This window comes from Ruegeria lacuscaerulensis, assembly GCF_013031245.1.
In the GTDB taxonomy this organism is placed as follows: Bacteria; Pseudomonadota; Alphaproteobacteria; order Rhodobacterales; family Rhodobacteraceae; genus Ruegeria; species Ruegeria lacuscaerulensis_C.
On record NZ_WPZL01000040.1, the window covers coordinates 1 to 23,431 of the forward strand.

19 protein-coding genes and 1 pseudogene are annotated in these 23,431 nt (G+C 53.7%); 12 read left to right on the top strand and 8 right to left on the bottom strand.

All coding sequences use genetic code 11. The annotated features are described in order from the left end of the window. Positions 1 to 411: 411 nt before the first annotated feature. The 4 genes from GOX66_RS22900 to GOX66_RS22915 form a co-directional block, all read right to left on the bottom strand. The gene (locus tag GOX66_RS22900) at positions 412 to 1,389 is read right to left on the bottom strand and encodes a 2-dehydropantoate 2-reductase (RefSeq protein WP_170765821.1); all 978 of its coding nucleotides are present in this window, start codon (positions 1,387 to 1,389) and stop codon (positions 412 to 414) included. A gap of 4 nt (positions 1,390 to 1,393) precedes the next feature. Beyond that, positions 1,394 to 2,929, bottom strand: a complete 1,536-nt coding sequence (locus GOX66_RS22905) for an acyl--CoA ligase (protein WP_170765822.1) — start codon at positions 2,927 to 2,929, stop codon at positions 1,394 to 1,396. 58 nt (positions 2,930 to 2,987) lie between these two features. Further along, positions 2,988 to 3,671 (bottom strand): fumarylacetoacetate hydrolase family protein, encoded by a 684-nt coding sequence (locus GOX66_RS22910; protein ID WP_170765825.1) that lies wholly within the window; start codon positions 3,669 to 3,671, stop codon positions 2,988 to 2,990. A gap of 194 nt (positions 3,672 to 3,865) precedes the next feature. Continuing rightward, on the bottom strand, positions 3,866 to 4,546 hold the full coding sequence (locus tag GOX66_RS22915; protein WP_170765827.1) for a FadR/GntR family transcriptional regulator: 681 nt from the start codon (positions 4,544 to 4,546) through the stop codon (positions 3,866 to 3,868). Positions 4,547 to 4,687: 141 nt separating this feature from the next. Here GOX66_RS22915 and GOX66_RS22920 point away from each other — a divergent pair, with 141 nt between their 5' ends. The 5 genes from GOX66_RS22920 to GOX66_RS22940 are packed head-to-tail and all read left to right on the top strand — an operon-like array spanning position 4,688 to position 9,430. After that, complete coding sequence (locus GOX66_RS22920) at positions 4,688 to 5,602, top strand: fumarylacetoacetate hydrolase family protein (RefSeq protein ID WP_170765829.1); 915 nt, start codon at positions 4,688 to 4,690, stop codon at positions 5,600 to 5,602. 58 nt (positions 5,603 to 5,660) lie between these two features. Continuing rightward, positions 5,661 to 6,689: an ABC transporter substrate-binding protein gene (locus GOX66_RS22925; RefSeq protein ID WP_170765830.1), complete on the top strand. Its 1,029-nt coding sequence runs from the start codon at positions 5,661 to 5,663 to the stop codon at positions 6,687 to 6,689. Further along, a complete protein-coding gene (locus GOX66_RS22930; RefSeq protein ID WP_170765832.1) occupies positions 6,686 to 7,495 on the top strand; it encodes an ABC transporter ATP-binding protein in 810 nt (269 codons plus the stop codon). The genes GOX66_RS22925 and GOX66_RS22930 overlap by 4 nt, the downstream gene beginning before the upstream one ends. Next, on the top strand, positions 7,492 to 8,364 hold the full coding sequence (locus GOX66_RS22935) for an ABC transporter permease subunit (protein WP_170765834.1): 873 nt from the start codon (positions 7,492 to 7,494) through the stop codon (positions 8,362 to 8,364). The genes GOX66_RS22930 and GOX66_RS22935 overlap by 4 nt, the downstream gene beginning before the upstream one ends. Further along, a complete protein-coding gene (locus GOX66_RS22940) occupies positions 8,354 to 9,430 on the top strand; it encodes an Ldh family oxidoreductase (protein ID WP_170765836.1) in 1,077 nt (358 codons plus the stop codon). The genes GOX66_RS22935 and GOX66_RS22940 overlap by 11 nt, the downstream gene beginning before the upstream one ends. A gap of 140 nt (positions 9,431 to 9,570) precedes the next feature. On the opposite strand, the gene GOX66_RS22945 is transcribed toward GOX66_RS22940, so the two are convergent. The 3 genes from GOX66_RS22945 to GOX66_RS22955 all read right to left on the bottom strand — a co-directional run bounded on the left by GOX66_RS22945 (position 9,571) and on the right by GOX66_RS22955 (position 14,555). Further along, positions 9,571 to 10,921, bottom strand: a protein-coding gene (locus GOX66_RS22945; protein ID WP_170765838.1) for an IS3 family transposase whose coding sequence is annotated in 2 segments (ribosomal slippage) — positions 9,571 to 10,585 and positions 10,584 to 10,921 — 1,353 coding nt in all. Because the reading frame shifts where the segments join, the coding sequence is not laid out codon by codon here. Between the two features lie 43 nt (positions 10,922 to 10,964). Next, positions 10,965 to 11,669, bottom strand: a complete 705-nt coding sequence (locus tag GOX66_RS22950) for a GntR family transcriptional regulator (protein WP_170765840.1) — start codon at positions 11,667 to 11,669, stop codon at positions 10,965 to 10,967. 9 nt (positions 11,670 to 11,678) lie between these two features. Further along, entirely contained in the window at positions 11,679 to 14,555 is a 2,877-nt protein-coding gene (locus tag GOX66_RS22955) for an FAD-binding and (Fe-S)-binding domain-containing protein (protein WP_170765841.1), read from the bottom strand. A 249-nt stretch (positions 14,556 to 14,804) separates the two neighbouring features. On the opposite strand from GOX66_RS22955, the gene GOX66_RS22960 reads away from it, so the two are divergent. Further along, a protein-coding gene (locus tag GOX66_RS22960; protein ID WP_237212742.1) for an IS6 family transposase occupies positions 14,805 to 15,487 on the top strand; the annotation gives its coding sequence in 2 pieces (ribosomal slippage) (positions 14,805 to 15,147 and positions 15,147 to 15,487; 684 coding nt in all). Between the two features lie 76 nt (positions 15,488 to 15,563). Here the strand turns inward: GOX66_RS22960 and GOX66_RS22965 are convergent. Then, positions 15,564 to 16,595, bottom strand: a complete 1,032-nt coding sequence (locus tag GOX66_RS22965) for a GlxA family transcriptional regulator (RefSeq protein WP_170765842.1) — start codon at positions 16,593 to 16,595, stop codon at positions 15,564 to 15,566. 115 nt (positions 16,596 to 16,710) lie between these two features. On the opposite strand from GOX66_RS22965, the gene GOX66_RS22970 reads away from it, so the two are divergent. From GOX66_RS22970 to GOX66_RS22990, 6 genes and pseudogenes are all read left to right on the top strand, one after another. Further along, complete coding sequence (locus GOX66_RS22970) at positions 16,711 to 17,790, top strand: class I SAM-dependent methyltransferase (RefSeq protein ID WP_170765843.1); 1,080 nt, start codon at positions 16,711 to 16,713, stop codon at positions 17,788 to 17,790. Positions 17,791 to 17,814: 24 nt separating this feature from the next. Next, the gene (locus GOX66_RS22975; RefSeq protein WP_170765844.1) at positions 17,815 to 19,035 is read left to right on the top strand and encodes a flavin-containing monooxygenase; all 1,221 of its coding nucleotides are present in this window, start codon (positions 17,815 to 17,817) and stop codon (positions 19,033 to 19,035) included. A gap of 229 nt (positions 19,036 to 19,264) precedes the next feature. Continuing rightward, positions 19,265 to 20,131, top strand: a complete 867-nt coding sequence (locus tag GOX66_RS22980) for an NAD(P)-binding domain-containing protein (protein WP_170765845.1) — start codon at positions 19,265 to 19,267, stop codon at positions 20,129 to 20,131. Between the two features lie 251 nt (positions 20,132 to 20,382). Beyond that, a pseudogene (locus GOX66_RS26390) lies at positions 20,383 to 20,736 on the top strand (adenylate/guanylate cyclase domain-containing protein); the annotation flags it as partial. Between the two features lie 336 nt (positions 20,737 to 21,072). Beyond that, positions 21,073 to 22,002, top strand: a complete 930-nt coding sequence (locus tag GOX66_RS25915) for a tetratricopeptide repeat protein (RefSeq protein ID WP_237212740.1) — start codon at positions 21,073 to 21,075, stop codon at positions 22,000 to 22,002. Positions 22,003 to 22,739: 737 nt separating this feature from the next. Beyond that, positions 22,740 to 23,264, top strand: coding sequence for a flavodoxin domain-containing protein (locus GOX66_RS22990; protein WP_170765847.1), 525 nt, complete (start codon positions 22,740 to 22,742; stop codon positions 23,262 to 23,264). Positions 23,265 to 23,431 lie beyond the last annotated feature (167 nt).

Here is a 23,431-nt window from a genome sequence, read left to right on the forward strand (position 1 = left end):
AAAATACCCGCAAACATCACCAAAAAGTTCTTGCAATGCAGGAGCCACCCACAGAGGTCATACGATACGGTAACGCCATTCTGCAGTCGCAACCCACATTGCCGTCATTCGCCGCACGAGCAAATTCCGCGAGGACACTTAGACAGTGTCACAATCAATCGTGTCGGGTGGCAAAATCGTGGAACGGGATCACCGCTTCATCAAACCATGAACTCAACCGATGTTGGGGGCCAAAACCTTCGCTTCAGCTGCGGCAACGCTTTACGCGATCAAAGTGGCACACATAATCCGCAAGCCTCAACTAACTTTGGTAAGATCGCTGAGGAAGCCTGGCTTGCTCAAAACTATGCAACAAAGCTTATTCCTCTACCTGCCTCAAGCTGATCTCTTCTGGCAAGCCCCCAAAAGAAATCAATAAAGACCCGAGACCTTTGCCCTTAGTTTTATCAGTGATGCTACGGTGTCGATTGTGGGTGTAGCGATCCCGGTGAGTTGCCCCAGTTCTTGCACAGAAGTGACCAAGGCATCAATTTCCATAGGTCGACGCAACTCCAAGTCCTGCCACATAGAGGTCTTGTGTGCTCCAACAGCTGCTCCGCCATCAATGCGTTTTTCAACATCAATCGGAAACCTAACCCCAAGTTTTTCAGCGATTTCCTGAGCCTCAAGCATCATTCCGCGTGCCACTGAGCGTGTGCCGTTGTCCAAACACAAAACATCAAGTGTTGATTGCGTAAGTGCTGAAATCGGGTTGAACGACAAGTTACCCCAAAGTTTCAGCCAAATTTCGTCTCGAATTCTTGGTCTTACGGGCGCACGCAGTCCGGCGGCAGATAGCGCCGCCGAAAGCTTGGCAGCACGGTCTGATTTAGAACCATCGGGCTCGCCCAACGAAAAACGATTGCCTTCGATGTGCTTGATTGATCCTGGAGCAATGACCTCGGCGGCTGGATAGACGACACATCCGAGGACTCGATCTGGTCCAAATCCGCCCCACTGTACGTTACCCGGATCGACTGACGCCAACCTCGTTCCCTCGTAGGGGCCGCCCAGCTTGTGGAAATACCACCAGGGCACCCCGTTCACTCCACTTACAATCGTTGTATCTTCCCCAATCAACGGCTGCATTGAGTCTACGACCGCCGGAACGGAATGCGCTTTCAGAGTGATGAAGACATAATCTTGCGGGCCGAGATCGGCAGCACTGTCTGACGCATGAATTGGGACGTTTATTGGATTTTCACCATCCTCCAATAGAGTCAGCCCTTTTTCTTGCATTGCGTCCAGATGGGGCCCTCGCGCGACGACACTAACGTCCACGTCCGCCTGCGCGAGCTTCGCGGCAACGTAACCTCCGATAGCACCGGCACCAAAGATACAAATTTTCATGTGTCTATGCCTCCGCCAGCCCCAGTTTTGCGGCCAACCCTATTCTTTGTATTTTACCCGTTGCACCCTTCGGAATCTCATCGAGGATAACAACTGAACTTGGCACTTTGAATTTAGCGAGCCGAGAACCGACAAAATCCCTAACTTCCTGACCCGCGATAGAAGCACCTTCTGCTAGTACGACCGCCGCGGCGATATCTTCGCCCAGTTTTTCGTGGGGCACAGCGAAACAAACTGCCTGAGCAACGTCCGGATGACTCAATAGAATGGCGTCCACTTCAAGCGGGCTGATTTTCTCACCACCTCGATTGATAAGCTCCTTAAGGCGCCCGGTCAGTTGAAGATAGTTCTCTTCGTCGAATGACCCTTGGTCACCGGTGCGAAACCAAGTTTTTCCTTCCACTTCAAAGAAGTTGTCTGCATTTGCCTGCGGGTTACTCTCGTATCCCGGTGTCACGTTCGGACCACTGATTACGATTTCACCGACCTCCCGGGAAGCCATCAGTACATTTTCCGTCTCGTCTGCAATTCTGACTTCGGGGCCTGCGGCTATTCCAACGGATCCGGGCTTTTGCATCTGCGGAGGAAGCGGGTTGCAACACATTTGATGTGCGGCCTCGGTCATGCCGTAGGCTTCGATGACGGGCGCTTTAAATGTTGCCACCAATTCTTCCATTACCGGGCCAGGCAATGAGGCGGAAGAAGACCGAAGGAAGCGCAATCGCGACTGCTCGATGATCGATTGGTTTCGCGCAGCACGGGCGAGAATAGCTTGGTGCATCGTCGGAACTGCCGTGTACCAAGTTGGATCGACTTCAGCGACCTGTGAAAAAAAGCTGAGAGCGTTGAAACCATGGGCGCAGCTAATTTGAGATCCAGCGCTTAAAGAAGCGGCGACAGCCGCGATCAGCCCATGGATATGAAACAGCGGCATAATACTCAGACAACGATCGTCGATTGTCAGTTTCAATGACGAAGCCACATTTCGCGCGGATGCGTAGATATTAGCCTGAGTCAGAGGGACGATCTTAGGGCGCGACGTTGTTCCTGACGTGTGTAGTATAAGGGCAACATCATCTTCCCCCGGCGCGGACGTATCAGCAACTCCAACAGGGTCGCAGGACAAAATGGAAAACTGTCCGGCCTTGTGGAAGCTTTCGTGAGACGCCCTCAAAATAGCGATGCCAAGGTCCTGTGCCGCTTGTACTGCGGGACCATCTTCGTTTTCGTTTACAAGAAGGGCCTTGGCCTTCAGGTCCTTGAGATAAAAAAGGTACTCTTCGTAGGTGTACGCCGGGTTCAGAGGTGCCGTCGTAGCCACTTGGGCGACGGAAATGAATGCCGTCGCCATCTCTGGGCCGTTGGGCAACACAATTGCCACCCGGTCGCCGCGACCTACTCCGATTTGATGGAGATCCTTTTTAACCTTTGCGCAAAACTCGCGGAGCCCACGGTAGTCCAGCCAAGATCGACCTGGGGCTCCGATGGCATTTGCAGGGCCAGAATGGGGTGCAATTAATTCAGCGACTAAATGGGGCATCCGGAATCCGTTCACTAAAGCATTGGCCTAACTCGCGGAGAGGGTTTGGTGGTGCTTGCTAAGTTACGTTGACGGTTAGGCTACCCAGTTTGTCGACCGCCAGAACCATAACATCGCCGCGGTTGACAGGGCCAACGCCCGAAGGTGTTCCCGAAAGGATGACGTCTCCGGCAGCAAGTTCAAAGTAATCGCTCAAGTAAGAGATCATCTCAGAGACTTTCCAGATCATCTGGTTCAAGTCGCCTTCTTGCCGAATTTCACCATTCACCGTCAGAGTAATTGCTCCTTTGTCGAGATGCCCGACTTCTGACACCCTGTGAGTTGGTCCACATGGTGCAGAGCGCTCAAACGCCTTGCCAATTTCCCACGGGCGACCCATTTTTTTCATCTGCCCTTGCAGGTCGCGGCGGGTCATATCAAGCGAAAGACCGTACCCAAAGACATGATCCAATGCATCGTCCACCGAAATATTCGTGCCGCCAGACTTGAGCGCGACATACATTTCAGCTTCGTGATGCACATCGGAACTGTGCGAGGGATAAGGAAACTCCCCTGAAGGATCCAGATTATTTGGGTTCTTTTGAAAGAAAAACGGGGGTTCCCGGTTCGGGTCATGGCCCATTTCAATTGCGTGCGCCGCGTAGTTTCGCCCAATGCAGTAAACGCGACGGACAGGGAATGAGCCGCCCCCCGCTACGGGTATTGCATGCACGTGTGGCGCGGGAATGACATGATCGGACATCGCTTTCCTCCTGAGCGTTTGATTGCAAAAGATCGGAATTCCAAACGTTCAGACACCTTCCGATCAATGCCACGCCAGATATGTTCAGACATGGCCGCTTACCAAGTCATCGCTAAAACTTGCGCTGTTTTGCAAGACCCATGGCTTCAATCGGCCTCGACCATTTCCCGAATTGGTTGGGCATTGGTGCTGCTTCAGTCGTCGGGCCGGATGCTCGCAGGCAGTACACGCGAATAAACCGATTTCAGGTGATCCACCATTGCACTGGCCGCAAGCTCACAGTCGCCCCTTGCTATGGCAGACACGATCACATCATGCTCACGAAAACTGGAATAATCCTCCGCAGGCTTTAGGGTATCGCGTGGCTGCCCCCAAACAATAGATCTGCGAACCGAATTCAAAGTCTCAAAAAAGTACAAAAAGAGCTGGTTACGAGTAGAGCGGGCAATAGCGTAGTGCAAGTTGTTGTCCCAAGCTTCGTAAGTGCGCCAATCCTTAGCGGTTCGACATTTATCCGCGCATAGCCTCATTTGCTCACGATCTGAACGAGTTGAGTGAAGCGCTGCCAGGCGGCTAAGCTGCGGTTCGATCGTAAATCGTACCGTCACGACTTGTTCAGGTTTTATTTGATCGCCCAAATAGGTAACGTCGGTGAGGTTAAGAACTGGCCGGGAGCCGACGAAAGTTCCCCGACCTACATGGCGCCAGATAAGCCCCTGCGCCTCTAGCTCTGCCAATGCTCTTCGCAATTGATTGCGGGTTGTTCCAAGCTTTGAACACAGTTCGCGTTCAGGCGGGAGCCTGTCATTATGCCGGAATCCGGCGCTGTTAATCAGGTCGCGTACACGTTGCACGAGTTCTGTTGGTTCACTCATATCCCCACCCAATTCGGTGATTGGTTGATTGATTGAAACGCCAAGTCGGAAAAAACTCAAGGGTAAGAGAAAAGCTAGAAACGAGTCGCAAGACCAAGTCAGCGACCAAAGCTTGACATCAGCACGAGGGAGGAGTGCCGAGTGCGGTTAGCAACTGTTTCCGTAGAGGGTCACGCCGTTTGCGTGGCAATACTTATCGATGGCAGCAGGTTGGACGTTTTGCGCGCAGCTCAATTGCGTGGCGAAGCGTTGGACGCCAGTTCAATGCAGCAGCTGATTGCAGGCGGACAAGCGACGCTTGGGGTTTTGAAAAACCTCGTTTCATCGGCTGAAGCCGGCGAATTAAAAGACGCTTTGGCTCCAGCTGATGCGCCATTTTTGGCTCCTATTCCTGCTCCGCGTAAAAACGTGTTCTGCGTTGGGCGCAACTACGCTGAGCACATCGCCGAGGGTGATCGGGCACAAAAACAAAAAGTTGGAGTGACTGAGCATCCGGTGTTTTTCACAAAGCCGCCGACGTCCATCGTGGCACCCGAGGCGGACATTCTGATTTTTCCAACGGTCTCGCAGGCTGTCGACTATGAGGTCGAACTGGCAATTGTGATCGGAAAACCTGGGCGCAACATAGCTAAAGCGGACGCATACGACCACATTTTCGGCTATACAATCCTAAACGACGTCACTGCCCGTGACATACAGCGCCGCCATGGTGGTCAATATTTTAAGGGCAAAGGGTTGGATGGGTCATGCCCATTAGGTCCGTGCATAGTGACAGCTGATGCAATCGGCGATCCGCACTCTTTAACAATTGGCTTAACGGTCAACGGCGAACAGCGCCAAAACGGAACCACGTCGGACATGATCTTCGACATTCCAACACTGGTCGCATCCTTATCAGAAGGCCTGACCCTGGAACCAGGTGATGTAATCGCGACTGGCACGCCGTCCGGTGTCGGATACGCAATGGACCCACCACAGTTTCTGAAGGACGGGGACATCGTGGTTTGTGAAATTTCAGAAATTGGCGCGCTCAAGAATACCGTGCACGCCGTGTAAATGGCTCCTGCATAGCTGAATCTGCGGGTTGCCAATCATGCAAGGGAGGAAGACAACAATGATGAACAGAAGGACTTTCACAGCGTCCTTGCTTTCGGCAGTTCCGGTAGCAGGCGCACTAGGAACAATGGGTTTTGCGCAGGACTTGCGTAAAATTACCTTCGTGCAGCCAAGCCCTTCGGCAATCAATTCATTTCCGGTTTTTGTCGCCATTGGAGAAGGTTACTTCGCGGATGAAGGTTTGGATGTGACCGTCGAGGCGATCAACGGATCGGGAGCCGTGCTGCAGGCATTGTCAGCCGGACAGGCGCATTTCGGTCGCCCCGGACCTGGCCCCTTGATTGCCGCACGGTCGCGCGATGTGGATGCCGTACACATTTACAACGTCGCAGCACGCAGCAATTTCGGCATCGCCGTGCCTGAAGACTCTGACATCCAAAACGTTGAAGAGTTACGGGGCAAAGTCATCGGGACAGGTACTGCCGATGGCGCTGAAGTGGGCTTTGCACGCAACGTGATGACCGGAGCGGGTATGAAAGAGGGTGAGGATTTCACCTTCCTGACCGTCGGCGACGGTGGCCCTGCGACGGCGGCTTTCCTGAATGGTGAAATCGATGCGTATTCCGCTTCTACCGCTGATACGGCGATTCTGAACCAGCGCGGAATGGCAGTGCGTGATATCACGCCTGCGGAATTCGGGCGTTTCTTCGGTAACGGTATTGCCACAATGGCCGACACAATCGCCAACGACCGCGATTTGGTCGAAGCCTGGAGCCGCGCATTTGCACGCGGTCATGCCTTTGCACTCGATGATGCCAACCGCGAAGCTGTGCTGAAGCATCTGGCGGACGGCAATCCTCAGGAAGGCGAAGACAAGGAGTTCCAGTCAGCGCTATTTGATGCCGTACGATCGAAAACCATAGCAGCGGATCCAAGCAATGGTCTGGGGTGGTATCCCGCTGAAGTTTGGCAGGAATGGCAAGACGCACTTGTTGCAGGGGGCGAAATCCCTGGTCCTCTGGATGACTTAAGCGCCGCCTGGACCAATGAATTTGCCGCCATTGGCAACGAGGCCGCCAGCAAATGAACGCTGTAGTCACACATGAGTTTTCCGGCGCGCCCTTAGGCACGCCGGTTTACGAATTGACCCATGTAAGCAAGACCTATGCGCGCAATCTTGTGGTCGCTCTTGAGGACATTAACCTGACGCTTCGGAAAGGAAGCTTCACATCTGTCATCGGGTCCAGCGGGTGCGGAAAGTCAACTCTGCTCAAGATCATGGCGGGTCTGATCCCTCCCACCAAAGGGCGTGTGATCCTTCAGGGGCAACCAGTGACGGGGACCCGCCGGGACATTGGCATGATGTTCCAGCAGGCAACACTATTCCCGTGGAAAACAGCGGTGGAAAACATCGTCTTGCCGATCGAGATTCGCGACGGCAAAGCAGCGGCCAAAAAAGCTATGGGCAAAGCTCATGAACTTTTGGACATCGTGGGTTTGCAAGGATTTGAAAACGTTTATCCGAACGAATTGTCAGGCGGTATGGCACAACGCGCCTCGATCTGCCGTATGCTGATCACGGAACCAGCCGTGCTTTTGATGGACGAACCGTTCAGCGCGCTCGATGAGTTGTCGCGCGACATGATGAACATGGAATTGCAGCGGATTTGCCGGGAACAGGATGCGACTGCATTTCTTGTAACGCACTCCATTCAGGAAGCTGTTATTTTGTCTGACGAAATTGTCGTTTTGAAGCCGCGCCCGGGCCGGATTGCCGAAATTGTTAAAGTCGACCTGCCACGCCCACGCACGCTCGATATGATGACGACACCAAAATTCGGCACTATCGTAGACTACATTCGCAGCCTCCTGGATAAGGGAGAAGAAATGTGAGCGAAGTTCAGAATTACTCACCTTCCGTAAAAGACGCTGCCCCCTCAGAAGACACTGTATGGGAGCAGAAAGTTCACTTTATCGACTCGGTTCCTCGCTGGCTGGCGATGACCTTTGTCTTCGTGGTATTCGTCGGAACATGGCAAATTGTGACCAGCCTAAAGCTGGTTTCTCCGATCATTCTGCCGACGCCGATGGAGACCCTCAAAGATATGATATTCGTTGGGCAAAACCTTTTGACCGGCGGCTACATGCTTGGGGCACTGTGGATCACCATAAAAGAGGTCATCTATGGTTTTGCGCTGGCAATCGCGATCGGGTTTTCTCTGGGCGTTTTGGTTGGCGAAACGGCCTTTGGCGAGAAGGCCGTGATGCCCTATTTGGTATCTATCGATACGATGCCAAAAGTCGCGTTCGCTCCTCTATTTGTGGCTTGGCTGGGATTCGGTATTGAATCCAAGGTCGCACTTGCGGCCTTTATCGCAACGTTTCCCATCGTAGTTGGAACCGCGGCTGGGCTTCACGCCGCCGACGAAAACGCGCGCATGTTGTTCAAGACTATGGGTGCAAGCCGGATGCAGACATTGATCAAGATGAAGCTGCCGACCGGGTTGCCGCAGATATTCACCGGCCTCAAGATCGGGGCAGTCGGCGTTATGGCGGGTGCGATTACAGGAGAGTTCCTGGGCGGCGGGAAGGGATTTGGTGAGTTGATTCGTGTGGCAGCATCGCAGCTCAATACTCCGCGCGTTTTCTCGTTGATCCTGTATCTCAGCCTCGTCGGCCTGGCCGTTTTTGCAACAGTGGTTTGGACACAGCGTAAACTGGTGTTCTGGCATAAAGAGCAGGTTGGCAGAGATGACTTCTGAGCCTGTGAAAATAAACTGCCAGACCTTACGTGAATTTGTGGCGAGCGCGCTCGAAACTCGAGGTGTGCCAAAAGCGGACGCTGTTCAGGTAGCCTCGACGATGGTTGAGGCCGACATTTATGGCTACGGCACGCACGGTGTCTTTCGCCTGCGCCAGTACCTTGCCCGGTTGGCGGGCGGCGGCTCTAATCCTACGGCAAAAGTCACTGTAGAACATGAGACTGTCGCAACCGCTTTGATCGACGGAGATGACGGTCTTGGCCATTTGGCTATGTCGGCGGCGCGAGATCTTGCAATAGAAAAGGCGAGAGAGGCCGGCATCGGATGGGTCGGTGTTCGGCGCGGCAACCATGCAGGACCACTCGCACTTTATGTGCGTCCGCAAGCCGAGGCTGGGTTGCTTGGCATGGCCGCGGCAGTGGGCAGTGCAAACCACGTCCCGCCCTACGGTGGAAGCAACTTGCTTCTTGGCACCAATCCCATCGCTTTTTCTGCCCCTGTCGAAGGGCCTGACCCGTTTGTGTTTGATATGGCGACGACAGTCGCCGCGATGGGCAAGATCAAGACCCTGTTACTGCAAGGCAAGCCTATGCCCGAGGGTTGGATGGTCGGGCGCGATGGCAATCCGTTGACAGACCCTGCCCGCAAGTCAGAAGGGTTTCTTTTACCGATCGGCGGTCCGAAAGGTTTCGGTCTTTCCGTGGCCATCGGATTGATGGCCGGGGTCCTGAACGGCGCTGCATTCGGCTCTGACGTGGTCAACTTCACCTCAGACACGACATCATCCACAAACACAGGGCAATTCGTAATGGCGCTTGATCCGGCGGCCTTTGGAATGGAAAAAGACTTTGCTTCGAATGCAGCCCGCATCTTTTCCGAAATGCGCACATCAGCCCCACTGCCCGGTCATGACCCAGTACGCTTGCCCGGAGACGGAAAAACGGCCGCAGCTAAGGCCTGTCGCGAAGACGGCGTAAGGCTTAACCCCGCTCTTTGTCGAGACCTCAACAAACTTGCCCTGGACTGTGGGCTGACACCCCCATTTCCCAGTCTCAACATTGAATAGCGGCCGATCCGAGAAAAGTTGGTAAGCGCTTTGGAATAGAAGTCAGCAAAGCGACTCGTCCTCGGCTGTCCGTCGTCAGGAGTTTTGGGCCAGTTGGCAGTCTGACCTAAGAGAGGATCTGGCTCATCCGGTTCGCGTGATTATGCGGCGGATTTGCGGTGAAGCAAGCGCCGCGTTTCGATTGTCTTTCGTTTGATCCTTTCTCGTTGTCTCAGAATGGTCTGGCCTCGTCCGAAGTAGACGTCAGCGGGCGTGAGGTTTTGCAGGCTCTCGTGGTAGCGACGGTGATTGTAATGCTCGACGAAGGCGTCGATCTGCTGCGTGAGATCGCCAGGCAGATAGTAGTTTTCCAACAGGATGCGGTTCTTGAGGGTCTGATGCCAGCGCTCGATCTTGCCTTGGGTTTGCGGATGATATGGCGCGCCACGCACGTGATCCATTTGCTGATCTTCCAGCCAATCGGCCAACTCTCCGGAAATGTAGCTGGACCCGTTGTCGCTGAGCAGACGCGGTTTGTGCAGCACGGTTGCCTGATCACAGCCCGACGCCTGTAGCGCCAGGTCCAGCGTGTCTGTCACATCCTCAGTCTTCATCGTCGTACAAAGCTTCCAGGCAATGATGTATCGGCTGTAGTCGTCCAGGATCGTACTGAGATAGAACCAGCCCCAACCGATCACTTTCAGATAGGTAAAGTCGGTCTGCCAGAGCTGGTTCGGTCGTGTCGTCTTGTCTTGAAACTCATCCGCAGCGGACAGAACCACATAAGCCGGGCTGGTGATCAGATCGTAGGACTTGAGGATGCGATAGACCGAAGCCTCTGACACAAAGTACTTTTCTGTGTCGGTGAAGCGAACAGCCAACTCACGCGGGGAAAGCTCACTTTCCTTCAGGGCCAGATCCTTGATCTTCTCGCGCACTGGCGTGGGAATGCGGTTCCAGACCCGTGACGGTGTGGGGCAGCGATCCTCAAGCGCCTCGGGGCCACCGACGAGATATCGGTCGTACCAGCGATAGAAGGTTGTCTTCGGGATGCCCAGTTTGTTCAGCGTGTGTCTGGTTGGAAGGTGCGATCCCTCCACCAGTCGGATGATCTCAAGCTTCTCGGATGCAGGGTATCTCATTCCTCGTCGTCCCCATCCGCGATCATGCTTTTTTGAGCAAACGCAGTTCCAAGGCTTGTTCGGCAACAACTTCCTTTAGATCACGGGCTTCCCGTCTCAGATCCTTCACTTCGGTGGAAGTTGCCGCACGGGCCGTGTCGCCGGCCAGACGTTTCTTGCCGGCTTCCAGGAATTCTTTGGACCAGCTGTAATACAGGCTCTGCGCGATGCCCTCACGACGGCAGAGCTCTGCAATGCTGTCCTCGCCTTTTAGGCCGTCCAGCACGATCCTGATCTTCTCTTCTGCGGAATACTGTTTGCGGGTCGCACGGCGAATGTCCTTTACGACCTTCTCACCGTGGCTCTGCTTAGTTCCGGATTTCTTTCTCATCTCCACTCCTTGGCGGTTACGATGAGCCAGAAACCCTCTCTTATCAAATCAACCTAAACTGTCCCATTGGCGCTGACGTCAGACAGTCCTCGGCCTCAAGCGCTTTCACAAGGGCCGAAAGTTTGTTCATCATGTGAAGCTTCATGGTTTTGCCAAGCCCATCTGCATCGCGAGCCTTAAGCAACTCCATCATCGCTTCATGTTCGTCAATTGCCTGCGCCCACCGTTCGTCCGACAAATTGGCCATAAACCGTGCGCGGCGGACCCGCCCGGCCAACAATTTGTGGTGGCCTTCAAGGATGTCGTTTCGCGCGCCACGTATCAGTGCCTGATGAATGTCCTGATTGGCATTAAAATAGGCCTGTCGATCACGTGACTTATAGGTTTTCAGCATATCGGCGTGGCGATGTTCGATCTGTTTAATTTCCGCAGAGTTCATCCTTTGACACGACAACTCTCCCGCCAGTTGCTCAAGCGCTGCAAGCACTGGAAACGTATTCTCCAATTCCTCTAGCGTGACACTTGCGACGCGAGCTCCCCGGTTGGCTTGAAGTACCACAAAGCCTTCTGATGCAAGCACCTTTAGGGCTTCTCGCAGTGGTGTCCTTGAGACCCCCAACGAGTCGCAGAGTTGTTTCTCGGGCACTTTTTCTCCCGGCTTCAGGACATCTTCGACAACTAGATTACGCAACCGTTCGACCAGCTCTTCATGCAAGGTCGTGCGCTTAATGCTATCCGTCAGATTCATATCCACATCCTAATTTTCAAGGACCATATCCAGCAGGCGCGCGACGTGCATTGCTTGGCGCTGCGTACCTTCGGCGATTTGGTGGCGGCATGAAGTTCCATCTGCCACGATGATTGCATTCGAAGACGCCGCCTCCAAAGCTGGAAACAAGTCGAGGCTTGCCATCTTGAGCGAGATATCGATGGTGTCGGGCGCATATCCGAATGCTCCGGCCATGCCGCAACAACCGCTTTCAATCAAGTGAACCTCTGCCTCGGGAATACGCTTCAGGAGGTTAAGCATAGGTGTGACCGCATTGTGGGCTTTCTGGTGGCAGTGTCCATGCACATGGATCGGACGATCCAACGGCTTCATAGTCAAATCCGGCTGGCTGACCAAGAATTCCTCAAAGGTATGAGTGGCGTTCGACAACCACTCTGCTTCCGGCCCCGGGCAAAGACCTAAATATTCATCCCGGAAAGTAAGAATCGAGGACGGTTCAAGCCCGACAACCGGCACTCCTTTTGCGACCGCCTCTCGAGTCGCGTCAATCACACGCTGTGCCTCGTTACGCGCTTCTTCCACGCAACCCACAGCCAAAAGAGTGCGCCCGCAATCTAGCGGCTTTCCAGTATATTCATCCCGTGCTACGGCAACCCGAAGCCCCAGCGCACGCAGAACCCGGACCGCGGCGCGTAGATTGTCAGGCTCGAAATACCGGTTGAAGACATCTGCAAAGAGTAAAACCTGCGGATCAGCATCCTGAGCCTCGGCGTCACTGAACGGGTCAGAAGACCACACTGGCAGGTCACGTCGCGACGAAATTCCAATCGGATTTTCCAGTAGTTTGCGCAAGGGGTCAATTTTGTTCCGGGCATTCATAAGCCAAGCAACTTTTGCAGCTTTTGGCGCATATCGAGGCAAATAGGCGACTAATTTGTCTGCCAATGTCAGTCCGTCTCTTTTACGCTTCGCTGACAGTACTTCGATCTTCATTCGTGCCATGTCGACACCCGTCGGACATTCACGAGCGCAAGCTTTACACGATACGCAGTATTTCATCGTGTCCATCATTTCATCTGACGTTAAACCACCCGGTACCTGCCCGCTGATGGCAAACCGCAACGTGTTTGCCCGCCCCCGGGTAGCATCACGCTCGTTTCTGGTAGCACGGAAAGAAGGGCACATAACGCCGCCCTTCAGCTTGCGGCACGCACCGTTGTTGTTGCACATCTCGACGGCACCCTGAAACCCTCCTCCGGCACCTGGCCAAGCGGACCAGTCCAACGCCGTTTCGAATTCAGGAACCGAGTATTCTGGGCCATATCTGAATAGGCGGCGATCATCCATAGCACGCGCGTGCACAATCTTGCCGGGGTTCATTAGCCCGTTGGGATCAAACCGGACCTTTACCTCTTCAAACGCGGAAACGATACGCTGGCCGAACATCATTTCATGAAACTCTGATCGCACGATCCCATCACCGTGTTCGCCTGAATGAGATCCTTTAAATCTTTTGACCAGATCAAATGTTTCTTCGGCGATCGCCCTCATTGTCCGGACGTCTTTGTCCTGCCGCATGTTCAGTACAGGACGCACATGAAGACACCCTACCGAGGCATGCGCATACCATGTTCCCTTTGTGCCATGTCGGGCAAATATTTCGGTGAGGCCAGCGGTGTAATCGGCGAGGTCGGGCAGCGGAACAGCGCAATCTTCGACAAAAGAGATCGGTTTGCCTGCATCCTTCATCGACATCATGACATTCAAACCGGATTTTCGGTACCCGGCGATAGCACTCTGCAAAGAGTTGTCCGTAACAGAAACAACGCCGCCCCACCGGTCTTCCACCCCGCTGAAAGCAAATCCGAGATCTCCCATCAGTTGCGAAAGCTCGACCAGTTTGGCGGCGTTGGCCTCGGTGCAGCCCTCGGCGAATTCTACCAGTAACAGGGCTTGGGGATTGCCTTCTACAAACGCCTCAATCGTGTCTCGGAACAATGGGATCTCGCGCCCCAATGCGATCATGGTGTCGTCTATTAACTCAACCGCCTGCGGTTTGAGTGTCACAAGGTGCTGGGTAGCCTCCATTGCGGCGCGGAATGTCGGGAAATGGCACACGCCGATTACTTTTTCCCCCGGCAATTGAGCAAGGTTCAGCTCCAATTCCGTGAAATAGGCCAGCGTGCCCTCGGACCCCACCAGCAAATGGGACATGTTAACATCGTTGCCTACGAGAGCGTCGATATTATACCCGCCCACACGGCGCTGGACTTTGGGAAAACGGGCGTCAATTTCAGTAGCCACGCGACGCCCAAGAGCGCGCATGTCACCAACAAGGTCCGCGTAGTTGCCAGATACCGGCGTATCAGCGCTGAACCGTGCTTCCGTGCCGTCGATCAGGATTGCATTTATTGCGCGGACGTTATCTCGCATGATGCCATACCGCAGGGACTTTCCACCCGAAGAGTTGTTGGCCGCCATTCCTCCAAGCGTGCAGCGAGACGCGGTCGAGGGATCGACGGGAAACCATAGACCATATTGTTTCAACGCTTGGTTCAATTGATCCAGGACAACACCGGGCTGAACGCGGGCGATACGGTTCTCAACGTCCACGTCAAAAATACGGTTCAAGTGCTTAGTGTTGTCTAGGACCACACCTTGATTGACCGTTTGTCCACATTGCGATGTGCCGCCACCGCGAGGAAGAACCGAACATCCTTCGTCGCGCGCAACAGACATCACGGCCTGTATATCTTCTGTGGATTGGGGAATTACCACAGTGTCCGGTATCATCTGATAGATCGAAGCGTCGGTCGAATACCGTGCACGTGATGCCGGATCGGCCATCACCTCGCCTTGGACCTCAGACAAAAGTCGGCGGTGCAACGATCCTTTATCTAGCATCAGGTTCGCCTTCCCTTCCCTGTAAGCCCAGTTCAAAGCTTTACTTCACCGTTGACTGAATAATGAATTCATAATTAAATTTTGCCAACAGGCAATCGCGCCACTCTTTTGACGCAAGCGGAAGGATCAGCTCAGATGCGCCAGGCGGGCAGACATTTTTTGGATGTTTCGCAAACTTCGATGCCCGATTGACGGGCACGCCGGATCTGGCGTTTGTTCCCGCCGAATAGTTTTCGAACAGGTTTAAGCATGATCTCCTTGAAAGGCTGTCACTTCCCCAAAGACGCAGTTTTGTACGCTGTGTTTTTCTATCTGCGGTACACAGTGTCGTATCGGGATTTGGAAGAAATCATGGCTGAGCGAGGCGTGCAGGTGGACCGCGCCACTCTCAATAGGTGGGTTGTTAAGTATTCACCGATGATCGCCGTGAACGCGCAATCGAAGAAGCGACCAACGCTGAGTTCCTGGCGCATGGACGAGACATACGTTCGTGTTCGCGGCAAATGGATGTACCTTTATCGGGCCGTCGACAAAGCTGGAAATACCCTTGATTTCATGCTGTCTGAGCGGAGGAACCGTCCAGCAGCGCTAGTTTCTTTGCCAAAGCGCTGTCTTCTAGTGGAATTCCAGAAAAGATCGTTATCGACAAAAGTGGAGCTAATGCGGCGGGCATTCGAGAAGTGAACAAAATCCTTAATCGGTTTGGCTGCTCAACCAAAATCCAAACGGTCAGGTCCAAGTATTTGAACAACCTGATCGAGCAGGATCATAGGTTCATCAAGCGTCGCATACGGCACATGTGTGGGTTCAAATCGTTCAGATCCGCCTCGGCTACTCTGGACGGCATTGAGGTCGCCAACATGATCCGAAAGCAGCAATTCCCCAACACTACCACGACGGGCTTTCGGCTGTTTGCCGAGATCGCAGGATAGGTGTGTCCGGTAGGTCGCTGGCGCTGGCCGTTCTAAAAGTTTGCGACACATCCGTCCAAAGCCCCCAGCGGAGACGTTAGCTTTCCTGCGCAATTGAGATCAGAGACAAACGTTTCTTGCGGTAGGCTGATGCCGGCATACCGACATATCTCCGAAATGCATTTCGAAAACTTGATGGCTCTGTGTATCCAACTTCGGCGGCTATGTCGTCGATAGGCATATCCGTTGTTTCCAGCATCTGCTTGGCCTCTTCGACCCTGAGCGTCTGAATGTACTCAACTGGCGTTTGGCCGGTGGCTTTGCGAAACCTCCGCAACAGGCTGCGCTCGGTTAGTCCACTGCGAGCGGCCATCGTGGCAACTGGGGCCGGAAGGGCATAGTTGTCCGCCGCCCAAACCTGTGCTTCTGCTACCAACGCATCCTCGTGCTGTGCCCCCGCAGTCAGAGAGGCGTAGTGCAACTGCCCTTCATTGTGAGGTTGCAGTAAATAAATCCTGGCAAGACGCCGGGCTTCGTCCTGGCCAGCAATACGACCGACCAGATACAGAACCAGATCACCCCATGCCGATGCGCCACCTGCGGTCACAATCCGATGACCATCACCCGCAGGTACGAGGATACGCTCACGCCGCACACGTACGTTTGGGAAATTCCGGGCGATGACATCGCAAAAGCTCCAATGGCTGGTGGCATCTAGACCATCGAGCAAGCTCGCCGACGCCAGCAAAAGCGCACCGGAACAGACAGACGTAACGATTGCACCGTCGGAATGCGTTTTCACAAGCCATTGGACCACGGCACCAAATTCCTCCGGCAACGGAGCGTCAGGCGCAAGGTGCAAATCCGGAACGATCACAAGGTCTGGCTGAACTACGTCGTTCAAAGCACCGTCCGGCGTGATTTGTCTCCCGTTGATATCTATGTAGGGCAGCCCATCGACCGACAGCAACTTAGCGGCGAAAACCTGCCTTTTGGGTTGAACCCCATGCAGCATTTCCCAATCACGGCCAACCGAGGCGAGCGCATCCAAAATGCTGTAGGCGGTCGATGTTCCGACGCAGGGCAAGGTCACCACTGCTGTGCGACAAGGGGTTCTGTGTGCTGGCATTGGATGTCCGATATTCACCGGTTTGGTCTATTGTCGGCATATCACGACTCGCAACCTTACGGCAATACCGATGCAGATACGGACGAAGCGAAATCCAAAAGCATCGGAGAAATCCATGAAGGATCAAACACCCGTCACCTTTGATGAAGCCAAGGCAGAGCGCTTCGGCGAAAAAATGGTCGGCACCCTGAACGGCGCAGCACTCGCGTTGATGACGTCGATTGGCCACCGCACCGACCTTTTTGATGTGTTTGCGGGCATGCCCAACGTGACCTCAGCGACCCTTGCCGATAAGGCCGGTTTGTCTGAACGTTACGTTCGCGAATGGCTGGCCGTGATGGTGACCTCGGGCGTTGTCGAATACGACCCAGAAACTGAAACCTATACATTCCCACCGGAACATGCGGCGCTACTTACCCGTGCAGCGAATCCAGACAACATGGCCGTGACCTGCCAGTTTATTGGTGTCATGGCCTCAGTCGAGGAAGACATGGTTGCGCGGTTTCGCGATGGGAAAGGCACCCGCTACCATGACTACTGCCGCTTTCACGAAGTCATGGCAGAAGACAGCGCCCAACTTGTTGTATCGGCCCTGATCGAACACATCCTCCCTGTAGAACCGGGATTGATAGAGTGTCTTGAGCGGGGCATCGATGTTCTGGACGTAGGTTGCGGTGCAGGACGCGCGATGATGGAACTGGCCCAAGCCTTCCCTGCAAGTCGTTTTGTTGGGATCGATCTGTGTGAAGATGCTTTTACCGAGACACAGGTCGCAGCTGCGCGCATGGGTCTGACGAACCTGACATTCCGCGCGCAGGACCTGTCAAATGTGACCTCACTGGGAAGTTTCGATCTGATCACGGCGTTTGATGCGGTCCATGATCAGAAAGACCCGCAGGGATTACTGAACCTTGTTTATCGCTCGCTCGCCGAAGATGGTTTGTTCCTTATGCAAGACATAGGCGGCTCGAAGGATCTGGAAACCAATATCCAGAACCCGTTTGCGCCCCTACTTTATTCCATCTCACTGATGCACTGCACACCGGTTTCGATTGGTCAGGGTGGGCCGGGGCTTGGAGCCATGTGGGGCGTCGAGACTGCCCAGGAATATCTTGCCAACGCAGGTTTCGGGCAGGTCGAGACCCATCACCTGCCCCATGACCAACTCAATGCATACTTCCTCGCCCGCCATTAAGTGCATAGATTTTGGAGTTCTCTTATGAATGTTCCCCATTCAACCACCGCCATTGTCATCGGGGCCGGCCTTTCTGGCTTGGCCGCGGCAACTGAACTGCGTGCCCGGAACATCCCGGTCACCATTCTGGAGGCATCCGACCGAGTGGCTGACCCGTGGCGAGCGCGACATCCAAGATTAAGACTGAATATCCATCGCCATTTTGCCCGGCTGCCCGGCCATCATGAGCCGCGCAACCCTGACACCTTTTTGCCCCGAGATGCCGTTGTGGACTACCTGAGCGAATATGCACGTCAGTTAGACGCCGACATCCATTTCGAGACCCGCGTGCTATCGGTGCACCGCGTAGACGACATCTGGAAGATCGAGACCAACAACGGCGACTATTTCTGCGAACATCTCATTGTCGCGACCGGGCGAGAGAACGTGCCAGACATGCCCGTTTGGCCGGGTATGGATGAGTTTGGCGGCAGCATCATACACGCCGCGGACTTCGGCGACCCAAGCGACTATGACGGGAAGAAAGTTCTTGTCATCGGGGCAGGCAATTCAGGGACAGATGTGCTGAACCATTTGTCTCGAAGCAACCCGGCTCAGGTTTGGGTTTCGGTCAGACACGGGCCGTCGATCTTGCCATCGCGGGTTTTCGGGTTCTCACTGCAACGCCTGGCCAACCTGTTCTCACGCTTTCCGAAATGGTCACTCGACCCGATCTTTTCGGTTATGCAGCATTCCTTCTTTGGGAACCTGCGCCGCTATGGTCTTCGCCGTCATGCAATGGGCGGTGGATCACGGATGCTGAAAGATGGTGTGACCTTTGCCTTGGATGACGGGTTTGTCGCTGCTTTGAAGGCATGGCGTTTTGCGGCCGTGCGCGAAACGGTGGGCTTTACCCCTAATGCTGTTGAGCTGGCCGATGGCCAAAAAATCTACCCTGAGGTGGTGATATGTGCGACCGGATACCGCGCAGATCTAGACGGGCTATTCGGGCACATGCGCGTATTGGACATCAAAGGCTATCCACTGCACCCCATGGGTGAAGAAGACCCCAGAAATCCCGGGCTTTGGTTCACAGGGTATGGCCTTCTGTTTCAGGGCTTCTTTCACGCGGCCGGTGTCAGCGCCAATCGCATCGCAAAGGGTATTGAAGCAAACACCGGAGCACATTCCCTGGCTCCCGGGTATTATCATTCGACAAAGGTTGCAACCCAAAACGCCGCATCATTGGAAGGAGCAGGGCAATGACCATTGCATGTTCTTCACAAATTCGCGCGCATTGGCCGAGGCAGCGCGAATAGCCCCTGCCCTGTCCGATGATCCAAGTGAGACACACGGCGCGCGCGGGTCTCCTAAGGCTCTTTGTAAGGAGTTAAAGTCGAAGCGAAGTTACCAATTCAAAACGGATCAATTGTAATCCGTGTTATCGTTCATTGGATTGGGAATAATTCGCGGATGGCATTTGGGGGACTATGTGATGACGAGTGATATAACCGTTGTAGGCTTGGGAGCGATGGGCACTGCACTAGCGGCCGCACTGCTGGACGCTGGAAAGGAAGTGACCGTCTGGAACAGATCGCCTGATAAAATGAAGCCTTTGGTGGAGCGCAGCGCTCATGGAGCCTCTGACTTGAGTGATGCAATTTCCGCTAGCCCGAGAACAGTCATTTGCCTGCTTAACTACTCAACAACGAATACATTGTTTAACACACCGCAAGTTTCCAATGCCGTTTCCGGACGAAATATTGTTCAGCTTGGTACATCATCACCGCAGGAATCCGAGGACAGTAAAACACAATTCAATAATTGGGGTGCTGGTTACCTCGACGGAACCATCATGTGTTGGCCCGGAAATATCGGAACACCCTCAGGCAGGATCGCGGTCGCGGGAGATAAAGCCGCTTTTGTGGATTGTGAAACCGACCTGAATATTCTCGCCGGTGATGTGCGCCATCTGGGTTCAAATGTCCGTTCGGCCGCAACATTGGAACTTGCATTTCTGTCGCGCCTGCTTGGCATCATGTTCGGGTCAATTCACGGCGCGCTGGCCTGCGAAGCTGAAGGCGTGCCCGTTTCGGAATTCACTTCCATCTTGCCACCGGGAGACAGAGCCATTCCGCTGACAGAAACCATTCACGCCGGTTCATTCGACCAAATATCCAAAGGTGGCGCTTCGGTAGACGTGGCCGCGGAGGCAGTTGCTGGGTTGTACGACCATGCGGTTTCAACGGGCATCAACAGCGAATTTCCCGCTTTGATGCGCGATTGGGTCAAGCGAGCACAAGATGCAGGTTTCGGAAAGCAGGAAACCGCAGCAGTCATCAAAACGCTTCGAGTAAATTGAGTTCTCTATAACTGCTTTGAGCCGATTTCGGATCTGCTCTTCGTTCTCGCGGAAGTCAGAAAAATGTCTCCGAGTAATTCACGGCAGCAATACTCATTCGGGTTTTGAGCTCTGAGGAAACATGGGTTCCAACCAAGTTGGTGTCGTGAGGTCCTTCATCTACAATTAGATCAATGTCGGATACAGATCACCACATAACTCGAAAGCTGGCGGCGATACTGGTCGCCGATATCGTTGGCTTCTCGATGCTAATGCACGAAGACGAACAAGCCACAATAATGATGCTTGACCATCTGGAAAGCGACATCATAGCGCCGGCAATTACGGGCCAGACAGGTCGGATCGTCAAAAGCATGGGCGACGGTTGGTTGGCGCGGTTCGACAGTGCGGCACAAGCCGTAACTGCTGCGGTTCAGATACAGGAACACCTGTCCGAACAATCGGTCTTGAAACTGCGTATCGGCGTTCATGTAGGTGACATTACAGAGAAAGCTGACGATATATTTGGCGATGGAGTGAACATTGCTGCGAGGCTTGAAAGCATTGCGCCGCCCGGTGGCATTGCCATTTCCGAGCCTGTTCATTTGAACCTTGATCGCCCTTTGATAGCTGCCTTTGAGGCTGTCGGAACAAAGGAACTCAGGAACATAAAACGTAAATTCGAAGTCTGGGTTCATCGGAGGCAGCGCCAAATAGTATCTGAAAACAGCCCTTCTTTCGCAGAAACGAATTTGCCGCGGCTCTCCATTTGTCCTGTCACATGCAGCGATCCCCGCATTGAGCTGCAAGACATGGCAGCGGCGCTAACTTCTGACTGCGGATCATATTTTCGAACCATCAACTGGTTGAATTCCGCGATTTCCTCGATTGACCCAGCCGAAGGCTACGCGCTTCTCTGTGTGTTGCGTGGACACGACCTACGAATGCGACTGGAAGCTCGCTTGTTCGACCCTGCCGGGTCAGAAATCTGGATGCAGAAATTCGATGGATCGATTGAAGAAATATTCGATTGGCAGGATGAGATTGTCGAAAAACTGTTGGACGCAGTAAGTGGTGTTTTGATTCAATGCGAAACTGCCAAACTTTCCGACTTGCCTGTACAAGAATTAACCGCCGAACAGTGTGTCTTGATGGGAATGATTACTTGGGCTGGCGCTGGAACCGATAGCTATAAAGAAACGATGTCCTATCACGCGCGGGCAATTGAAGCCAAACCAAACCTCGCAGCTGCATACGCCGAGGCCATTTGGACGATGAATGGCGCCCGAACATATGATCTTCGTACCGAACTTGCGCCCTACTATGAGAAATTGCCGGATTGGATCGAAGCCGGGAGGCGTTTGGCAGGGCAGAATCCAACGCTTGATCTCAGTGTTGCCGTGGCTGACTACAATGAAGACGGGAACGCGGATCGATTGTCAGTTGCCCTTGAGCAGATCCAGCAAAGAGCGCCGCTGGACGCACGTCTGCATTTATTCATGGGTTGGGGCTATAATTGGGCCGGGTTCCCGGAAATGGCGCTCAGTTGTTTTCAGACAGCTCTTCGAGTTGGTAGGTACGGCGCTGTTTTCGTAGGCGCCTCCGGAGGTGCTGCCACCTCCTGCGTCATGCTTGGTCGAGACCGGGATGCGATCCGATATGCAGAGGCCGGTTTACGCTATTCACATGATTACCCGGCACTGCACAGCGCGCGAGCAGCAGCGTACGCAATGCTGGGTGAGCCTGAAAAAGCATCTGTTGCCTTGGACCAAATGCTGCAATTGGAACCGAATGAAACGATCTCGAAATGGCGTAGCAACGTAGACTATGGGGGCTCAGATGGTGGTAAACGTTATTTTGAGGCACTGCGCCGCGCGGGGATGCAAGAATAGCTGAGCTGATGAGAAATTGTGGTGAATCGGAGCCACGTTATCATTTCAGGTCGACTAGCAATCGAATGTTCGGCTGGGGCTAGTTAATCCTGTTGGTTCTCAAAATTTTGTTGGGTAATTCCACACCCCGGCATGTCCGCATTGATATTCCAAGCTGACATTGGATTGGGGGTTTAGGGTGCTTGCGACACGACACCCCATCAAACTTCTGAGCATAACTACGATGCCTTCCTCTACGCATTGGATTCGCCCAGCTGCAATAGCCGCGGCTTTCTTCGGTCTCCTGACCATATTCTCCGGTGGAACGGCCCTGTTTGGGGGAGCCGCCGCTAAAGCAGCAGTTGGAGATGCAGTTCCGTTCGTGCTTTGGCTCAATTTTCTGGCTGGGTTCGTCTATCTGTTGGGCGCATTCGCGCTCTATAAGTCCTCTTACGGGGCTCATCGAATTGCCTGGGTGATTGGACTACCTAAACTATTGGTGTTCGCTGTTCTGATATTAGTGGCTCTTAGTGGAACGCCGTTTGAACGGCGGACCGTCGGTGCAATGACCATACGGACTGGATTTAGGCTGGCGATAACTGTCGCGCTTTCCAGAACCGCATGAGCCGGTCAAACTTTACCGCACCTTTGCCAAAATAACTTGGCAAGACAGGCACTTTTGATTGAGATCAAGGGCTGAAGCGAACGGTTACGGCATTGTTGGTGCGCTTTTCGGACCGATTTGCGGGAGGATCGGAATGACAGTACTTATTGCCTACGGTACCGTTGAAGGTCAGACGGCCAAAATTGCTCGTTTTATCAACGATGTCGCAAGAGAATCCGGCTACGAAACAAAGCTGATCAACACCGGAGACCAGATACGTCACGTGTCGCTGGCAGGTGTGGGCATGGTCATCCTTTTGGCCCCTGTTCATGAACGTCGGCACCCCAAACTATTCGAAGCATTTGTTGAAACGCAAAGAGATGCGCTTGTGTCCCGGAAATCGCTCATGCTTTCAGTTAGTCTTAAGGCTGCTTTTGCAAGAGGCCGCGAGGACGCCTTGGACTATCTCACCGAAATGCTGATGCGTACGCATTTTGAACCTGACGAAACAGCCTTGGTCGCGGGCGCTGTGCGGCCTGAAAATTATGGGTATTTTGAAGAAGAGATCGTTCAGCATGTTGTCTTACAGGATCAAAAAATCGATCCAAGGGAAGGAACTCGGGAATTCACCGATTGGGACGCATTAAGGGAAATCGTGGAAACATTCTTAAACAAATGATCCGGCCCAGGGTTTCTTGCAGCCTCTCTTCAGAAATCTCACCTGCAGAGGTCGCCGCCACGTGGCGCGTTCGCCAGCTCTGACGGGCTTATAATTCTCTTGCCCGCCTCTTTGAGAATGGCGGTGAGAAAGTCGACCACGGTAGCGGCGGGATGACCCTGCTGCGG